This is a genomic window from Lysinibacillus composti (assembly GCF_016908465.1).
In the GTDB taxonomy this organism is placed as follows: domain Bacteria; phylum Bacillota; class Bacilli; order Bacillales_A; family Planococcaceae; genus Ureibacillus; species Ureibacillus composti_A.
Window position 1 is genome coordinate 95062 of the sequence record NZ_JAFBDY010000008.1, and the last position, 17123, is coordinate 112184.

13 protein-coding genes are annotated in these 17123 nt (G+C 36.0%); 2 read left to right on the forward strand and 11 right to left on the reverse strand.

The features are described 5' to 3' along the window. Positions 1–146 precede the first annotated feature (146 nt). Positions 147–485 carry a YwqH-like family protein gene (locus JOD29_RS10650; protein WP_124764752.1) on the forward strand — a complete coding sequence of 113 codons (339 nt, stop codon included), beginning with the start codon at positions 147–149 and terminating at the stop codon, positions 483–485. Between the two features lie 480 nt (positions 486–965). Further along, positions 966–2141: a GGDEF domain-containing protein gene (locus JOD29_RS10655; protein WP_124764754.1), complete on the forward strand. Its 1176-nt coding sequence runs from the start codon at positions 966–968 to the stop codon at positions 2139–2141. Positions 2142–2431: 290 nt separating this feature from the next. On the opposite strand, the gene JOD29_RS10660 is transcribed toward JOD29_RS10655, so the two are convergent. The 11 genes from JOD29_RS10660 to JOD29_RS10710 all read right to left on the reverse strand — a co-directional run bounded on the left by JOD29_RS10660 (position 2432) and on the right by JOD29_RS10710 (position 16670). Next, the gene (locus tag JOD29_RS10660) at positions 2432–2701 is read right to left on the reverse strand and encodes a Parvovirus coat protein VP1-like protein (RefSeq protein WP_124764756.1); all 270 of its coding nucleotides are present in this window, start codon (positions 2699–2701) and stop codon (positions 2432–2434) included. A 574-nt stretch (positions 2702–3275) separates the two neighbouring features. Continuing rightward, positions 3276–4916 carry an amidohydrolase gene (locus JOD29_RS10665; protein WP_124764758.1) on the reverse strand — a complete coding sequence of 547 codons (1641 nt, stop codon included), beginning with the start codon at positions 4914–4916 and terminating at the stop codon, positions 3276–3278. Between the two features lie 534 nt (positions 4917–5450). Beyond that, positions 5451–6635 (reverse strand): aminotransferase A, encoded by a 1185-nt coding sequence (locus tag JOD29_RS10670; RefSeq protein WP_124764760.1) that lies wholly within the window; start codon positions 6633–6635, stop codon positions 5451–5453. Positions 6636–6697: 62 nt separating this feature from the next. Next, complete coding sequence (locus JOD29_RS10675; RefSeq protein WP_124764762.1) at positions 6698–8071, reverse strand: FAD-binding oxidoreductase; 1374 nt, start codon at positions 8069–8071, stop codon at positions 6698–6700. Between the two features lie 75 nt (positions 8072–8146). Further along, the gene (locus JOD29_RS10680; RefSeq protein WP_124764764.1) at positions 8147–9130 is read right to left on the reverse strand and encodes an ABC transporter ATP-binding protein; all 984 of its coding nucleotides are present in this window, start codon (positions 9128–9130) and stop codon (positions 8147–8149) included. After that, the gene (locus JOD29_RS10685) at positions 9105–10130 is read right to left on the reverse strand and encodes an ABC transporter ATP-binding protein (RefSeq protein WP_124764766.1); all 1026 of its coding nucleotides are present in this window, start codon (positions 10128–10130) and stop codon (positions 9105–9107) included. Before JOD29_RS10685 ends, JOD29_RS10680 begins: the two co-directional genes overlap by 26 nt. An 86-nt stretch (positions 10131–10216) precedes the next feature. Next, positions 10217–11116, reverse strand: a complete 900-nt coding sequence (locus JOD29_RS10690; protein ID WP_124764768.1) for an ABC transporter permease — start codon at positions 11114–11116, stop codon at positions 10217–10219. A 33-nt stretch (positions 11117–11149) separates the two neighbouring features. Beyond that, the gene (locus tag JOD29_RS10695) at positions 11150–12097 is read right to left on the reverse strand and encodes an ABC transporter permease (protein ID WP_124764770.1); all 948 of its coding nucleotides are present in this window, start codon (positions 12095–12097) and stop codon (positions 11150–11152) included. A gap of 127 nt (positions 12098–12224) precedes the next feature. Next, positions 12225–13805: an ABC transporter substrate-binding protein gene (locus JOD29_RS10700; RefSeq protein ID WP_124764772.1), complete on the reverse strand. Its 1581-nt coding sequence runs from the start codon at positions 13803–13805 to the stop codon at positions 12225–12227. 146 nt (positions 13806–13951) lie between these two features. Further along, a complete protein-coding gene (locus JOD29_RS10705) occupies positions 13952–14635 on the reverse strand; it encodes a GntR family transcriptional regulator (protein WP_124764774.1) in 684 nt (227 codons plus the stop codon). 409 nt (positions 14636–15044) lie between these two features. Next, complete coding sequence (locus tag JOD29_RS10710) at positions 15045–16670, reverse strand: M20/M25/M40 family metallo-hydrolase (protein ID WP_124764776.1); 1626 nt, start codon at positions 16668–16670, stop codon at positions 15045–15047. Positions 16671–17123: the final 453 nt, after the last annotated feature.

The window sequence follows — 17123 nt, forward strand, 5'->3', positions numbered from 1 at the left end:
TATGTATTAGAGGTTGTGTTATATTAAAGTGGGCATAATACATTAGTAATTGCTAATTTCTTTAAATTCAGTGAATTTTTTGTGCTGAAAAATTAACTTAATCAAAAAATATTATAATAATTACGAAGTTATATAGAGGTGATGGAATGTCTTTAGCATATTGGTATGCACTTTTACACAAAAAGCAAAATGATCTTAGTCGTTTGCAGACGTGCAATGGCCAACTATCTGGGAAACAAAGTGAATTTTCAAGCAATCAACATCTTATGACAGAACCTGAACTTACACAGGCAACATGGAAAGGGACTTTAGCCACACGTTTTGATGACATTCGAATAGACGGGATCCTTGCAAGCTACCAAGAAATCCAAACAACACAATTTACTAATGTCTTTTCCACATTAAGTAATAAAATGGAGCAAATTCGTCGAGAAATCGAATCTATTCGTGCAACGATTGCACGACTTGAAGCGGATGATGATTAATTTCCAGGGAGTTCGTAATAGGTTGATGGATACAGGACCTATATAATAGAAGAAAAACACTACAGGTATGATGGGGTATCTCTTTGGGGATATCCTTTTATTTTTGGGGATCAAAATTAAACTATATATAATAGAGGAAACTCAGGGGGCACCTTTATTATCTTCATACAAGAAAGACATAGCAGGATCATTCATTTAGGACAAATAGAATAGATGGAAATGACTACGACGAAATCTTTTTAAGAGATCTTTTTTGAAGCAAATTTTATACATATATACAGGTTTACACTCTAAATTAACACAGTAATTATTCACAATGATGCGATTTTCTTTCTACTACATCGATTCTCTTCTCAAAGCTAACATTTTATTTCCTTTAGGTCAAAAAAATAGTAATATATCAGTAGGAAAGAACTAATATGTATCATTGGTATTTATTTTTTTTAATAGAGTGAAATTTTACCTAGGTTGGGTGAGTAAATGAATTTTTTACTTGATATGAAAACAATTTTAGTTACTTTAGTGGTTGGCCATTTATTTACCGTTGTTTTAATTAGTTCCTATTGGCGAAACCATTCAAGAGATTCCACTTTTAATACGTTTTTTCTAGCAAAATGTATACAAGCAATCGCATGGTTACTAGTAATCCTTCGCGGTGGTATTCCTGACCTATTCACTGTTTCTATTGCAAATTCTTTACAATTTATCGGTACAGCGCTCGAGTCGATTGCTCTATTAATGTTAGTAAACTATTCTCAAAAACACGTTAAAACATTTTATATCAGTTTAACCATTGTTTTTCTCGTTAGCTTCCATTCGATACTTTTGTTTTATAACTATGAACATATTCGAATATTCTGTGCGTCTATTGCTACTTTTGTGCTAGCCATTTTCCCTGCCTTTCGCCTAATGCGCGAAAAGTCTTCTACATTATTAATGAAGCTTATGGGGATTCTTTATTATACCGTTGCTCTTACTTTTTTAGTTAGAGCTATTGTTGCTCTCTTATCTGAACAACGGATGGGATTGTTTACACCTGGATGGATTCAAACGATTTCCTTTTTGAGCATTTTTTTAGTGATGCTTCTGGGGAATATTGGATTTATTCTAATTTTAAAAGAACGAGCCGATGCAGAGTTGATTCATATGGCCTATTACGATGACCTTACTCAAGCACTAAATCGTAGAACTTTTGTGTCCCGAGCTAAGCAAATGTTGATTTCTTGTTCCAAGGAAAGAAAGTATGTTTCATTTATTCTATTTGATATTGATTATTTTAAGAAATTTAATGATAACTATGGGCATGATGTCGGGGATCGTATTTTGCAAGATCTATCCAAGCGAATCAATCATTCTCTTGACTCGGATTCACTTTTTGGAAGATATGGTGGAGATGAATTTGCCATATTTCTTACTGGATTGGATCAAAAGGAATCGGTTAACAAGTTAGAAAAGATGAAGCAACTAATAGCAGATGCAGAGATTCCTGGGATACCGGAAAAATATTCTATTAGTATCGGGGTCATCACGCTAATACCTAATCATTCAACCAAATTAGAAAGTCTATATGTATGCTGCGATAAATTCCTTTATCAAGCCAAGAATAATGGAAGAAACTCTATTTGTTATGGAGACTATGAAGAAAGTTTAACGTAAAGTGGCCTATATACTAAAGTAGATAGTGCCGAGAAAACTAATTCAATTAGTTATGAGAAAGCTTTTTATTATATGAAAAATACAAATCAGAGCGGCCAGAGGAAATTCCTAAAGTGAGATCCATTTTAGGGTTTCTTTATTTATTTCTTGAGCTACAAATAAAGGATGAAAACAAAAAAAGAAAGCTACTAATATTCTAAATGGTTTAGCAGCTAGTATATTTAATAAAGTTTTATAGGAGTAAATCGGAATCAATAAGTTATGTCCGTAAGATTAGGATGAAATTTTGCTTAAAACATATTCTTCATCCCAATAATTCCCGAAAATAGAATGGCATGTTTCCCCTTTCTTTTGTACGGGTTCATATATGGGTATAAACATTGGTGAAATAGTTCATCACAATATATTGTTCTCCCGTATCGTTCATAACATTCATCGTGCATTTTACAACATGAATCCACTTCATTTATTGGCCTTCCTGGACCTGAGCAACCTGGTCCGCAATAACGATAGCCGGGAAAACAAAAACCTTTCCTTGGAACTCTATTATTTCTGTACATCCCCTCACCTCTTTTCTTACACAACTTAGTTTATCTATTATATGCAAACTATACTTGTAGATAAGGGCAAGTATTCTTAATGTAAAGAAATACTAGCAAATTAATAGAATACTTTTTGTTATAACAAAAAATAAAGATGCCGGGACATAAGTAGAATTTTTAAGGAAAGCCACTATTATTATTTTTAGTAAAATATTGATACTTTATAGTTTGAGCCCAATAAGTGATAGCCATTCTCCAAAAAAACCGGCCTACCACTGTAATCCGCGCCAGTTTCCGGAAAGTTTAGAAGGACAAATTTTATGTGAGCGGACCTTGCAAAAGCCAGGGGCAAAAACGCCACGTCCGCATGTCTAGCCCCCATGACCAAGCACGCGCGCGGCTTGTGTGCTTAGTCCTCTCTCACCGGATACTTTATAAGATTCATTCATAGAATTAACAGCAAAAAAACATCAGTTTTCTCTTTTTGAGAAACTGATGTTTTTGGGATTTGTCCCAGCCTATCAAGTTAATATGATTTTATTAATTATCTCATGGAGAAGATCTTTATTTTTTCAACTCATTCTACCAATGATCAACCAACTGTTTCAACTTTTTCCTTTTGTTCATTGGCATCAAATAATATTTCTCCGTCAACAATGGTAAGTTCGACTTGTATATCTTTGATTTTGTCTTGATCACATTCTAGGATACTTTCATTTAATACAACGAAGTCTGCAAGCTTCCCAGCTTCGATGCTACCTTTAATGTTTTCTTCAAAGCTTGCGTAGGCGCCGTTTAATGTATAACCTCGGATTGCTTCTAAAATACTTACTTGTTGATTTTCTCCAATCGCTTGCCCATTCCATGATTGTCGATTGACTGCGGCATGGATTCCTAATAATGGATTGAGTTCAATGACAGGCGCATCAGAACCGTATGCTGCTATAATATCTTGATCGATATAGTCACGACATGGATACATTACATTCACTCGATCACCGTAGTACTCACTATATTTATCGCCATTAACATGAATAAATGCTGGATTTGGAATCGGAACAACTCCTAGTTCTTTCATACGACGTTGTAAGTCTGGTGAAGCAATCCCTGCATGTTCGATTCTGTGACGATGATTTTCTCTTGGAGATTTTTTTAATGCTTTTTCGATGCAATCAAGCAGCAGTTCTATCGCTCGATCTCCTTGTGCGTGTGCTGTAATTTGGAATCCTTTTGCATGGGCTTCTCCAAGAATTTGCTCATATTCTTCTTGACTGTAATACAATAGTCCATAGTTATTTGGGTCATGCGTATAGCCTTCACGTGTCGCAATAGTCGGTCCTACACTACTGCCATCTGTAAATAATTTTGCTGGACCTATTTTGAACCATTCATTTCCAAGTCCTGTAATCGCACCAGATTCACTCATCTTCTTAACAAACACATGCGAATTCGTTAAAGAGCAGACGAAAGCATATATTCTTACTTTGATATCCTTTGCGTTAACAGCTTCTTGCATCACTCGGAATGTGTCGGCACCATCTCCATAAGCCCCTGCATCATGGACACTTGTGATTCCAGCTTTTAAAAACTCTTTAGATGCTAACCCCATTCCTCTTCGTAATTCCTCTGGCGTATAATTAGCAAATTCTAGCATTTGCATATGTGCATTTTCTATTAGTTTCCCTGTAAGCAACCCATCTGGATGTCTTTCAAAAATCCCTCCATTTGGATCTTTCGTTGTCTCATTTATGTTTGCTACTTCTAAGGCTTTACTATTTACAAAGGAAAAATGGTTACATGTTCGAATAATAATAATCGGATGTTCTTTAGAAATATCATCTAATTCTTCTTTTGTCGGATATCGCTTTTCAGCCAATTTATTTTCATTAAATCCTGTGGCACGTACCCATTGTCCCTTTGGTGTTTCCTCACATTTTTTCTGAAGATCCACTAACAGATCCTGTATTGATTGGATATGAGGTTCTGTACAGTCAACTCCAAGGAGGTTTGTTCCGTAAATTGTGAAGTGAACATGTGCATCAACAAATCCAGGTAGTAGAGATTTGCCTTCTAGGTCAATAATTTTCGTATCATTTGAGATTGTATGTTCAACTTCTTCATAAGAGCCTGTGGCAATGATTCGATTTTCATTGATTGCTACACAGTCGACCACACGATTTTGTTCGTCAACTGTAATGACTTCACCGTTGATAAAAACTATTTCCGCCTTCATGTTAATTCCCCACCTTAATATTGTGTTTTATACTCAACAATTGTATCTTGATGTCTTGACCATGAAGCGACTAATTAAAGCGTTTTCATCTTTAATTTTTATAAAGTCTCAATTCTATTAATTTATGCAGTTACTATGAGAGTTATTCCTTTTATAAAAGATAAACATATAATTTTTAATTGAGACTTAGTATATTTGAAGATGAATGAAACTATCAATTATTTGGTTTATCAGAGTGTTAGAAAATAAAAGGAGAAATTTCTGCTAAGTTGAAAAATAATAAAGTTCACCACTAAATAAAGGATTGATTTCCATTTACTTGTCAAAATCATTAAACTTTCACTGATCTAGGGCAGTTATTCCGAAATTCCTCCACTTAACCTACGAAGAAATAAAAAAACATGGTAAATTCCTATACGGATTACCATGTCTTATGCTACTGTTTTTTCTCTTTTTGAGTATTAAATGAGAACCCGAAAATACAACGGGTTCTCTCCTACATTCTAACCAATGTGACTACCTTCACTAAAACCATTAACTATTAACCATTGTCAACGTAGATAGGAAGTTCCCAATTCGATTTAACCCTTCTTCAAGTTCTTCCATTGCTTGCGCGTAGGAAATTCGAATGTATCCCTCTCCATACTCGCTGAATGCAGTTCCGGCAATAACACCTACTTTTGCTTCGTAAAGTAGTTTTAAAGCAAATTCGTCAGAAGTTAAGCCAAACTTTTTAATTGATGGGAAGATATAAAAAGCACCTTGTGGTTTTTCCACTTCTAATCCCATTTCAATTAATCTGTTGTAAACATACTCTCTTCGTTTTTTGTACTCATTTTTCATTGCTAAAACTTCTTCATGATTCGCACCTTGCTTTAATGCCTCTATCCCTGCATATTGACTGATTGAAGTTGCACAAACATTATTGTACGCGTGTAGCTTTAACAACAACTTTGTAAGATAAGGAGGGGCAAATGTAAACCCGATTCGCCATCCTGTCATCGAATGAGATTTAGAAAGTCCATTGATGACAATTGTTTTGTCTCTTAGTCCCGGAACAGCTGCGATAGAATAATGAGGAACGTCATATACTAATTCACTATAGATCTCATCAGATACAATAAAGATATTTTTATCTTTTAGTACCTCTCCGATCGCGAGAACTTCCTCTTTTGTTAAAACCGTACCTGTTGGATTTGATGGATATGGGATGATAATACAACGCGTTTTGTCAGTAATTTTTTCAGCAATCGCTTCTGCTGTTAATTTAAATCCTGTTTCTCGCGTATCCACAAAAACTGGAACGGCATCACATAATTTAATAAGTGGTTCATAGCCTGTATAGACTGGTGCAGGTAAAATAACCTCTGCCCCTGGTGAAAGGATTGTTCTGAACGCCAAATCTAGAGCTTCACTTGCCCCAGTTGTAATCAACACTTCATCGTCTGGGTTATAAGTTAAACCATAAAGATCTTGTACATATTTGCTCGCATATTTACGAAGCTCTGGTAATCCCGAATTTAGTGTGTAACCCGTTTTATTTTCTTGAATAGCTTTTATTCCTGCCGTATTAATATAACTAGGTGATGGGAAGTCAGGTTGACCGAATGTTAAATTTACCACATCTGACATTCCTATAGCGAGATTGGCAATTTTACGGATACCTGACTCTTCAATTTCTAGTACATTCTTATTTAGTAATTCACTAAGGTTTGTCATCATCATATCCCCTATATTCAGTTTTCGTTTGGAATCCCGTTTTATTAAGTTTGAACGGTCTTTTAATTGGAGTTTTCCACAAAAATCTTCCCCGGATTTAATATTTGATTCGGGTCTAAAGCTTGTTTAATCGTTTTCATAACATCTAATGCTGTACCGTGTTCTTGTTCTTGGTACTTCATCTTGCCCAACCCTACACCATGTTCACCCGTACAAGTGCCGCCAGCTGCTAAGGCGAAATGTACGATTTGTTCATTTAATCGGTGGGCTTTTTTCATTTCCTCAGCGTCATTCGGATCTAGAATAATTCCTACATGGAAATTTCCATCTCCAATATGACCGATAATACTTCCTTGCAACTTAGATTCATCAAGACAAGTTCGACTATATTCCACTGCATCTGCTAATTTCGATAAAGGCACACATACATCTGTATTCATTACCCTTTTTCCTGGATTATGATGTAACCAAATATTTAAACTGTTATGCCTAACTTCCCAAAGTTTTGCACGACCTAGGGAGTCCTTTTCAATATCAAACTGATAACATCCGAAATCTTCGAACAAATCTTTGGTGATTTCAAGCTCACCTTCTACACTCTTATCTGTCCCATGAAATTCGAGGAATAGCGTTACATCTTCTAAATAATTAGTACCTGCTGCCAAATTCATATGTTTGATTGAATAAGCCTCTACTAATTCAATACGAGCGATTGGTACTCCAATTGCAAGTAAAGAGGTTGCTGCTTGAACTGCATTTTGTATTGAATTGAATACAGCACGTGCAGCGACAATCACTTCCGAAATTCCATACACTTGAAGCGTTAACTCAGTGAATACACCTAGCGTCCCTTCTGAACCAACAAAGAGCTCAGTCAATCGGTAGCCAGAAGAAGATTTTTTTGCCCTACTACCGGTATGAATCAGTCGACCATCTGCTAATACCACTTCCAGATCACGAACATTATCTTTCATAGCCCCATAACGGACAGTCGTCGTTCCACTTGCGTTAGTTGAAGCCATTCCACCTAAAGAGGCATCGGCGCCTGGGTCAACAGGGAAAAACAAACCGTATTTCCCGAGCTCTGCATTTAATTGCACTCTTGTAACACCTGGTTGAACGGTCACTAATAGGTCTTCATCATTGATTTCAAGTATTTTGTTCATTTCTTGAAAATCGATTGAGATTCCACCTTGTTTTGGAATAACTTGACCTTCTAAACCGGAGCCCGTTCCAAATGGTACAATGGGAACTTCAAGCTCATTGGCTAAGCGAACAATTTCAGCTACTTCCTGTTTATCTTTTGGAAATACAACGACGTCTGGAAGATTTCCCGAATAAAACGATTCGTCTTTACTATGATTTAATAGCACCGTTTCATTCGTACTAATCCGATCTTCTGGTATGACTTCTTTTAATCGCTCTACCAGATTCATAGTTTTCGCCCCTTATTTTTCATATCTTTTTGATTGTTCACGCACTCGGTTTCCCTCTATTAGAAAATTCTGATTTTAATATAGATGACACTTCACAAAATGGCCTGGACGTGCTTCTTTATTCACAGGAATTTCTTTACTACAAAGCTCTGTTGCCATCGGACATCTTGGATGGAACACACATCCTGATGGTGGATTTAACGGTGAAGGTATTTCACCTTTTAACACAATTCTTTCCCGCACAGCAGTAGGGCTAGATTTAGGTACCGCAGATAATAATGCCTGAGTGTAAGGATGTAAAGGCTCTGCAAAAATATTATCTGTATCTGCATATTCAACAATATTTCCTAAGTACATCACGCCAATTTGATCGGAAATATGGCGAACAACACTGATATCATGAGCAATAAAAAGATATGTTAACTTCAGCTCTTCTTGAAGTCCGCGCAATAAATTGACAATTTGCGCTTGGGTTGAAACGTCAAGAGCGGATACTGGTTCATCGCAAACAATGATTTTTGGATTTAAAATTAAGGCACGCGCCAACACGATTCGTTGTCTTTGTCCACCTGAAAACTCATGAGGGTAACGATAATAATGATCGACATTCAGTCCGACTTTATGGAGGATATCCATTACTTTTTCAGTTCGTTCTGCACTAGATCCTAAATTATGGATTTTTAATGGTTCTTCTAAAATTTCTCCGATTCTTTTTCTTGGATTCAGTGAAGAAAATGGATCTTGGAAAACCATTTGTAAATCTTGTCTTGCTTCGCGAAGCTCTTTACCCTTTAACTTAAAAATATCTTTTCCTTCAAATAATGCACTACCTGAAGTTGGCTCAATTAATCGTAAAAGAGAGCGTCCTGTAGTACTTTTCCCACAACCTGATTCTCCTACTAACCCTAATGTTTTCCCTTCATACAATTTGAAAGAAACATCATCCACTGCTTTTACGAAGGCACTTTTCTGGCCTAATTGATTTTTTACAGGAAAATATTTTTTTAAGCCATTTACTTCAAGAAGGGGTTCATTATTTTGCTTTAATTGTGTTGTCATTTTGATTCTCCTCTTCTCTCATAATTTTGTCATAGTGCCAGCAGCGAACTTTTTGGTTATCGTTATGAACCGTTAGCTCAGGTGGTTTTTCCATACATAGTTCATCTGCATATGGACATCTAGGTGCAAAACGGCAGCCCTTTGGTATGTTATTTAAGGAAGGAACAGCTCCTTCAATTACAAATAGTTTCTCTGAACGCTCCCCGTCAATTGCAGGCATGGATTTCATTAACCCTTTTGTATACGGATGAAGTGGTTTAGAGAATAAACTTTGAACATCTGCCTCTTCTACGATTTGACCAAGGTACATAACCACAACACGCGTACAAATTTCCGCAACAACGCCAAGGTCATGGGTAATAAACATAACACTCATGTTATATTCATCTTTTAATTGTAAAAGTAAATCTAAAATTTGAGCTTGGATTGTTACGTCTAGAGCTGTCGTAGGCTCATCGGCAATTAACACTCTTGGTTTACATGCCAATGCCATCGCAATCATGACACGTTGTCTCATCCCACCAGACAATTCATGTGGATATTGATTAACCCTCTTTTCAGGAGCTGAAATTCCTGTTAAACGAAGTAATTCGATTACTTTTTCATTCGCTTCTTTTTTTGATAGTTTTTGATGAAGAATTAAAGATTCACTTATTTGAAACCCAATTGTATATACTGGATTTAATGAACTTAATGGATCTTGGAAAATCATTGAAATATCATTTCCACGAATTTCTTGCATTTGATCCATTGGAAGTTTTAATAAGTTTTCTCCTTGGAAATTAATTTCGCCTTCATACTCGGCTGTGTATTTTTCATCATATAATCGGAGGATTGATTGTGAGGTAACACTTTTACCACAACCAGACTCCCCTACAATCCCCAAGATTTCACCTTCTCTTAATTGAAAGTTAATGCCATGTAGCGCAGTTACCTTCCCTCGTTCCGTGTAAAAGCTTGTTCTTAAATCCTTCACCTCTAAAATCGGTTGCTGATTCATGAAGTCCCTCCTTTTGCTTTCATGCTAGAGCCCACTCGTTGCATGCTCCCTACTTGTTCCCTGAAAAAATCATTATTTTTTTCTAGTTATTTCTTGCCCTTATTAGAATGTGGGTCTAGGATATCACGAAGTCCGTCCCCAAACATATTTAATGCTAAGATCGCTAGTACAATACAAATACCAGGGAAGACCACCATCCAAGGCGTATTAAAGATTACTAATTTTCCATCATATAAAATGTTCCCCCAACTTGGTGTTGGTGCTGGAACTCCTGCACCTAAGAAGCTTAGCGTTGCTTCAATTAAGATGGCATTTGCAAATACTGAAGTAATTTGAATAATTAGTGGTGACATGACGTTTGGTGCCATATGTCCCCAAATAATACGAGAAGATTTTGCTCCGATTGCTTTCATCGCTTCAATATACGTTTCTTCACGAACAACGAGAGCAGATGAACGGACAACACGTGCAACGTATGGTGTATATACGACACTTAAAGCTAGAATAATATTTTTTGTACTTGGTCCTAGTGCAGCCATTAAAGCAATTGCTAATAAAATTGCAGGAATTGCCATGATCCCTTCACAAATACGCATTAAAATATTATCTAATGGACGATAGTAGCTCGCGTAAAGACCGATTATTGTTCCAAATACTCCTGCAAAAAATGAAACCGATAAACCAATTAAAAGCGAAATTTGCGCACCGAAAATAATACGAGATAATAAATCACGACCAAAATTGTCTGTTCCAAGAATGTAATCAGCACTTGGACCTTGCAATCGGTCTTCAGGATTGATTGCATATGGATCAGCTGAAATCAACATTGGCCCTACTACTGCTAAAAGTACTAATAAAACAAGAATGACAGAGCCAGTAACAGCCAATTTATTTTGGAGGAACTTACGAATTGTTAAACGACGTTGTTCCTTCTTCAATTCATTTCTTTTCTTGTCAAGATCGGGCGTTTTCACAATGGATACCATTTTCTCACTTCCTTACAATTCAAATTTCAGTGATTATTTATTTAACTTAACCCTTGGATCAATTACTCCATATAACAAGTCAACAATTAAATTAATTAATACATAAACAAAAGTTACAAATAGAATGACACCTTGAATAATTGGGAAGTCACGACGTTCAATCGAGTTGACAACTAATTGGCCAATTCCAGGAATGTTAAATACTGTTTCGACTACTGCAGCACCCGCAATTAAAATCCCGAAGTTTTGTCCTACAATTGTAACGATTGGTAAAAGGGCATTACGGAAAGTGTGTCTGTAGATTACGACCGCCTCTTTTACTCCTTTTGCTCTTGCCGTCTTAATAAAATTCGCATTAAGCACATCTAGCATGGAAGAGCGAGTCATCCTTGCTGTTAATGCGACATGCATTAATCCAAGTGCGATTGCTGGTAATATCATATATTCTAGGTGGACCATTAATCCTTCACTTAAATCCTTGTACCCTGCAACTGGAAGCCATTGTAATTTAATAGAGAAGATTAAAACTAAAAATAGTGCTAACAAGAAGCTAGGTATTGCTACCCCAACGTATGATAGACCCATGATTGATTGGTCAACGTAGGAACCTCTTCTTCTAGCAGCAAAAATCCCAATTGGAATACCGATGATAATTGCGAATAGTTCTGCTAGTACTGCTAATGAAAGTGTTGGGAAAAGGTGACTAATAATGGCAGATGTTACTCCCTCATTCATAAAGTAGGAAGTGCCAAGATCCCCTGTTACTGCATGTCCAACCCAAGTAAAGTAACGTTCGATAAACGACTGATTTAGTCCTAATTCTTCACGTAATGCCTCGACTTGTTCGTCAGTTGCGGAATCTCCTAACATAACCTCCGCCGGGTCCCCTGGTGTTATGTAAATAATGCTATAAACAACTATTGATACAACAAATAATATCGGGATTAAAGATAATAAACGTTTAAATAAGTACGTTTTCACAAATTCGCCTCCCCATTTCTTGAAATTTTCACTTTAAGTGTCTATAAAATACGACTTTCAAAAATGCAGTTTAATTGAATAATATCTTCCCCACAGTCCATGAAAGAGTGTGGGGAAGAAAAATCTATTATTCTGCTACTTTTACATTCCAGAATACTGGAACATCAAAGTATTTGTAGCCATCAACTTTATTAGAATAAGCATGGATTGCATTTAATCCAAAAGTTGTAATGATTTTTACATCTTCAATTGAGTGAGTTTGTAACTCTTCCCAATATTGTTTTGCTTCTTCATGTGTTGCTGCACTACGAATTTTTGCTAATAATTCTTTTTGAGTATCTGACTCAGCTCCATCGAAGTATCCTTCAGCGAAGTATAACATTTCAGCTGGAGATGGTACGCCAGGGAAACTTGTAGTGAATAGATCCCAATCTTCTGGAGAACTACGAACTTCCGCTAATGCTGTTGCCCAGTCATAAACTAATAATTCAACGTTAATGCCGATTGCGCCTAATTGCTCTTTCATTGCAACTGCTTCGTTGTACATAACTGGATAATCACGAGTTGTTAAGATCGTAACTGTTTCACCGTTATATCCTGCTTCTTTTAGTAAACTTTTTGCTTTTTCTGTATCTTTTTGGTTGAAGAATTCTGCACCTGCTTCAGTGCTCCATTTTTCAATATGTTTTGGCATTAAACTTGGTGAAATCGTATAATTACCAACCGCTGCAACCGCTGCAAGAGAATCATGGTCTAATGCTAAGCTAACTGCTTGACGCATTTCTTTACTTGTAAATGGACCTTCTTTACGGTTTAAAAGAATTGAATAATTCATTGAGAATGGTGTAATGTGTGCTAAATCTTTGTTTGCTTCAACTTGCGCTAAATCATCTTGTAAAATGCCACCAGCGATGTCATACTCACCTGTTTGAACACCAGTAAGTTGAGTTGATGGATCAAGAACGATGTCATAATATACATCTTTCACTAAAGCTTCTTTTTTACCTGATAAACCACTTGCCGGAGTATCTAAAGCTACATAGTCATCAAACTTCGTGAACTTTAGATATTGGTCTTGTTTCCACTCAACAAATTTGTAAGGACCTGTTCCAATGAATTCTGTTACACCAGATTCAGGAGCTGATTCTACAATTTCTTTTGGCATAATTGCTGCTAAGTGTGATACGTTAGCCAATGCACCTAAAGCTAATGTTGTACCTTGTCCAAGCGTTAATGTCACCGTGTATTCATCAACTTCTGCAAATACTGGGTCTACTAAAACTGCTCTTGCAGAAGATGATTTTTCTGCCCAACGTGTTAATGAAGCGACAACGTCTTCTGCTTTCATTTCTTTACCGTTATGGAATTTCACGCCTTGTCTTAATTTAAATGTATAAGTTTTTCCATCTTCGCTTTGTTCAATCGACTCAGCTAACATTGGTACTGGCTCATAATTTTCATCAAATGCAACTAATGATTCATAAATGATTGATGCAACTTCACGAGTTACAACCGCATTTGACATTAATGGGTCAAGTGATGGTGGTTGAGCATTACTTGCATAGTGCAATTCTTCTTTTAAAGCTCCTCCTTCACTTGCTCCGCTTGTTGTTGTTGTACTAGACGATTTGCCGCCTCCGCTACAACCAGCAATAATTAAAACTAATGAAATTATTGCCATGAATAGACTAATTTTTTTTGCTTTCATTTCTTGATCCCCTTTGCTCCAAATTTTGATTCTATTAAATTTCGAACGATTATTCGAAAGAATAGAAGATAAGTAGATTGAATCTTCTGATATTTAATTGCATAAATGAACCTCTACCATCCCATTTTGTGTTCTCCCTCTAGTTTTTAAATATGATAGGTATCAGTAGTCTTTGTTACTAGAACATCCTTCAATCGGGATCCGACTTTTTCTAAATGCGTTTGCATTTTTTGTCTTGCTAGAGTAGAATCCTTCTCTTGAATTGCATCGAGAATTTCAATATGTTCTTGTAAAGAGTGTTCAGTTGTTTTGGGTGTATCACTTACAAAGTAATTAAATGCACGATAAGTCCCTGTATTCATTTCATGTATTAAATGAATTAACTTACTATTTGGACTTGCAGATGCTAAAAGAATATGAAACTCGCGGTCTAGTTCTAAGAAGTGGTTATAATTAGTCTGTATTGTGGCTAGTTCTTGTTGTAGGATATTGTCTTTTAGTTTTTCAAATAAGTGATCATTAATATGGCTCGTGACATACTCGATGTTATAGGTCTCTATAATTTGCCGAATCTCCAATGACTGAAAAAAATCTTCTGGAGTTAGATTTGAAACTTTTGCAGGTCTCCCCTTTTCGATAATTAGAAGTCCTTCAAGTTGAAGTCTTCGAAGTGCATCTCGTAAAGGAGTTCTACTGATTCCTAATTGTGTTGCGATTTTTTCTTCAGGTAATTCTTCGCCCGGTAAGAGTTCGCCAGATAGAATCCCTTCTCTTAAAATCCGGGTAGCCTGATCAGCTAAGAACTCTTTCTCTCTTACTTTTCTCACCATGATTTTTCTACTCCCACCTTTTGTATACGGTATACAAAGTTTCTGAAAAAGGAGACTTCGGAATTAGTAATTTTCAGAATCCTAATATCGAAGTTCTTTTAAAAGTATACCGTATACATTAACTACCTAAAAAAATTGTAGATTAAACATATATTTTGAAAAAATATGAAATTTTCTTCGTATACAGTATACAAATTATGCTTAAAATATATTGTTAATAACTGGTGGATGCAACTATTGTTACAATATTCTAAACTTTATGAATCTAATTTACTCATTTACGAATTAAATTACAATACTTTTGTCAGACTTTTCTTACCCGAAATTTCTACATTCGCTGTCGAATTGTAAGGTATTTTGTAAAAAAGTTTAGTTTACCATTGTTACTAGTTTCGTATTTCCAACCTAATTAAACTTCGACTTTTTTAACAGAACTCATAGTTTTTATTAGATTTTCAACCAAATATGGCAGTTGAACAAATGCACTATCAATATGCAAACGCTCTGTTCGCTTATGTGCGTCTTTACCAAATGGTCCTAAATTGAACACTGGGGCTTTTAATTTTTCCATGTCTTCAAACGGAATACTATAACTACTACCCCAAACAGGCGTATTTTGTTTATACACGTTCCAGCCATCACTTGAACCTTGGTAATTGACATAACTTAAATCTGAAATACCGTTATAATAATGAATTTGCTTTAATTCAACACCAAATTTTGTTTGTGCAGCCTTCTTAGTCTGTTCTGTTAATTCAATGACTAGTGAATCATCCGAGGAATTTACGGCCGGGTAATATGGTGGTGCAAAAAGCAGTACCATGGCTGGCCCCAACTCTTGACAGTTACGCATTAGTACATCTGCGATTCGAAGTGACTTTTCACGATCATCCCAGCTGCTATTTTGCAATACCTCATCTATTAAAGAGGCTACTGTTGTTTGTCCTAGCTTATTTTCTGCATATTTTCGTAATTCTTCATAATAAATGACTTTAATATCGCCTACTGGTTGAACACCCTCGCGTTTACAAATTTCGTGATAGGCCTTGGTACAAGCGTTTGCAGCTTTTTCAGCTGTACGTTTGAAAATCTCCATTACCTCTGATGCTGTTCGTTTCATAAGAAATACGTTATACATAATCTGCGCACGATATGGCGTTTGTACTGAGTATTCCATATTCATGATATCCCGTTGTCGAAGTGAAACAGGAAGAGGTGTTGTTTCCTCGTAAAGTGACTCTCGGAATTCTGCATTAAACTCCATTTCTGAAGTTAGGAAAGAGGCAATATAATTTGCCGTAACACCACTCATTGGCTCTCCAACATGCGTTTCTTTCCCATAAATAAGTGCAGACGGCATAATCTTCCCGATTGAACCTGAATATATATAATAGTTAGGATCATCATTTCTTTGTGAAAAGGACGGTTCTCCGTTTAAGAACAACTTGTATGTGAGTTGATGTTCTTCTTGTAGAGATACAAGTCCTGGAACGGCTGCACGCATGCCAGCTGAATCCACCTCTTCATCTGGAACCGTTAGTAGCACGAGATTAATAGGCCAATTTTCGGCACTCGCCTTTTCAATAATAGACATATGAACAGCTAGTCCAGTTTTCATATCCATCGTGCCACGTCCAAATAAATATTGACCTGATTCCAAATCCTTTAATGCATCATGTGGAAGCTCGTCTTTATGTTTTTGTAATTCTTTCGTTAACTCTTCTGGAGAGTAAGCCAATTTTTCTAAACTTCCATACTCCTCCGTATTAACTGTGTCAAAATGAGAAATCAACACAATCGTGTCTGATGTTTCAGGTGATTTATAGAATGCTGTCACGGCATTTCGGTTTAACCCTGCATCATGAAATGCAATGTGATCCGGATTTTGTTTGAAGTAAGGGATACTCAATAATTTATCTTTTAAACGATAAGCAAATTTGACCTCTCCATCCGTCTTAGACCGACTTTGCCAACTAACTAGTTCACACAAAAGCGCACGTAATTTTTCTGAAGTTCCCCATTGTAATTGCACCATATAAATCCTCCTTTAATTTAGTATTTATGTTGGAAATTTTTATATACGTCCCCTTCTAAAATGAGTGTTGAGAATACCTCTGGTGAAAGGGATGCAGATAGTAAACTTATGAAGAAACGTAGTTGAGATGAAAATTAAATTGATGTCTTATCTTGTGAGGATCTTTTGGCGTTCATTTTGTAAGTCTTTTTTCTTAAAATACAGTAACTTATTACCTAATTCACTATTAACTGTATACTGTATACGAAAATATTAAACTACAAAAACCCCTTTGTAAACATTAATTTTTAGAATATTTTAATATATCAAATAGATGATTATATTGGAATATTATTGAATTCGTTAGGTGCCCGAGGGAGTTTCAGTTAGTCAGATAATTCAGAGATAACCTGAAATCCCTACCAAATAAAAGCTACTTAACATCAATTCATTTAATTGATTAGTTAAGTAGCT

Excerpts from the sequence above, each read along its gene's own strand:
- JOD29_RS10650 (WP_124764752.1), top strand. The coding sequence starts at position 147 with ATGTCTTTAGCATATTGGTATGCACTTTTACACAAAAAGCAAAATGAT.
- JOD29_RS10655 (WP_124764754.1), top strand. The coding sequence starts at position 966 with ATGAATTTTTTACTTGATATGAAAACAATTTTAGTTACTTTAGTGGTT.
- JOD29_RS10660 (WP_124764756.1), bottom strand. The coding sequence starts at position 2,701 with ATGTACAGAAATAATAGAGTTCCAAGGAAAGGTTTTTGTTTTCCCGGC.
- JOD29_RS10665 (WP_124764758.1), bottom strand. The coding sequence starts at position 4,916 with ATGAAGGCGGAAATAGTTTTTATCAACGGTGAAGTCATTACAGTTGAC.
- JOD29_RS10670 (WP_124764760.1), bottom strand. The coding sequence starts at position 6,635 with ATGACAAACCTTAGTGAATTACTAAATAAGAATGTACTAGAAATTGAA.
- JOD29_RS10675 (WP_124764762.1), bottom strand. The coding sequence starts at position 8,071 with ATGAATCTGGTAGAGCGATTAAAAGAAGTCATACCAGAAGATCGGATT.
- JOD29_RS10680 (WP_124764764.1), bottom strand. The coding sequence starts at position 9,130 with ATGACAACACAATTAAAGCAAAATAATGAACCCCTTCTTGAAGTAAAT.
- JOD29_RS10685 (WP_124764766.1), bottom strand. The coding sequence starts at position 10,130 with ATGAATCAGCAACCGATTTTAGAGGTGAAGGATTTAAGAACAAGCTTT.
- JOD29_RS10690 (WP_124764768.1), bottom strand. The coding sequence starts at position 11,116 with ATGGTATCCATTGTGAAAACGCCCGATCTTGACAAGAAAAGAAATGAA.
- JOD29_RS10700 (WP_124764772.1), bottom strand. The coding sequence starts at position 13,805 with ATGAAAGCAAAAAAAATTAGTCTATTCATGGCAATAATTTCATTAGTT.
- JOD29_RS10705 (WP_124764774.1), bottom strand. The coding sequence starts at position 14,635 with ATGGTGAGAAAAGTAAGAGAGAAAGAGTTCTTAGCTGATCAGGCTACC.
- JOD29_RS10710 (WP_124764776.1), bottom strand. The coding sequence starts at position 16,670 with ATGGTGCAATTACAATGGGGAACTTCAGAAAAATTACGTGCGCTTTTG.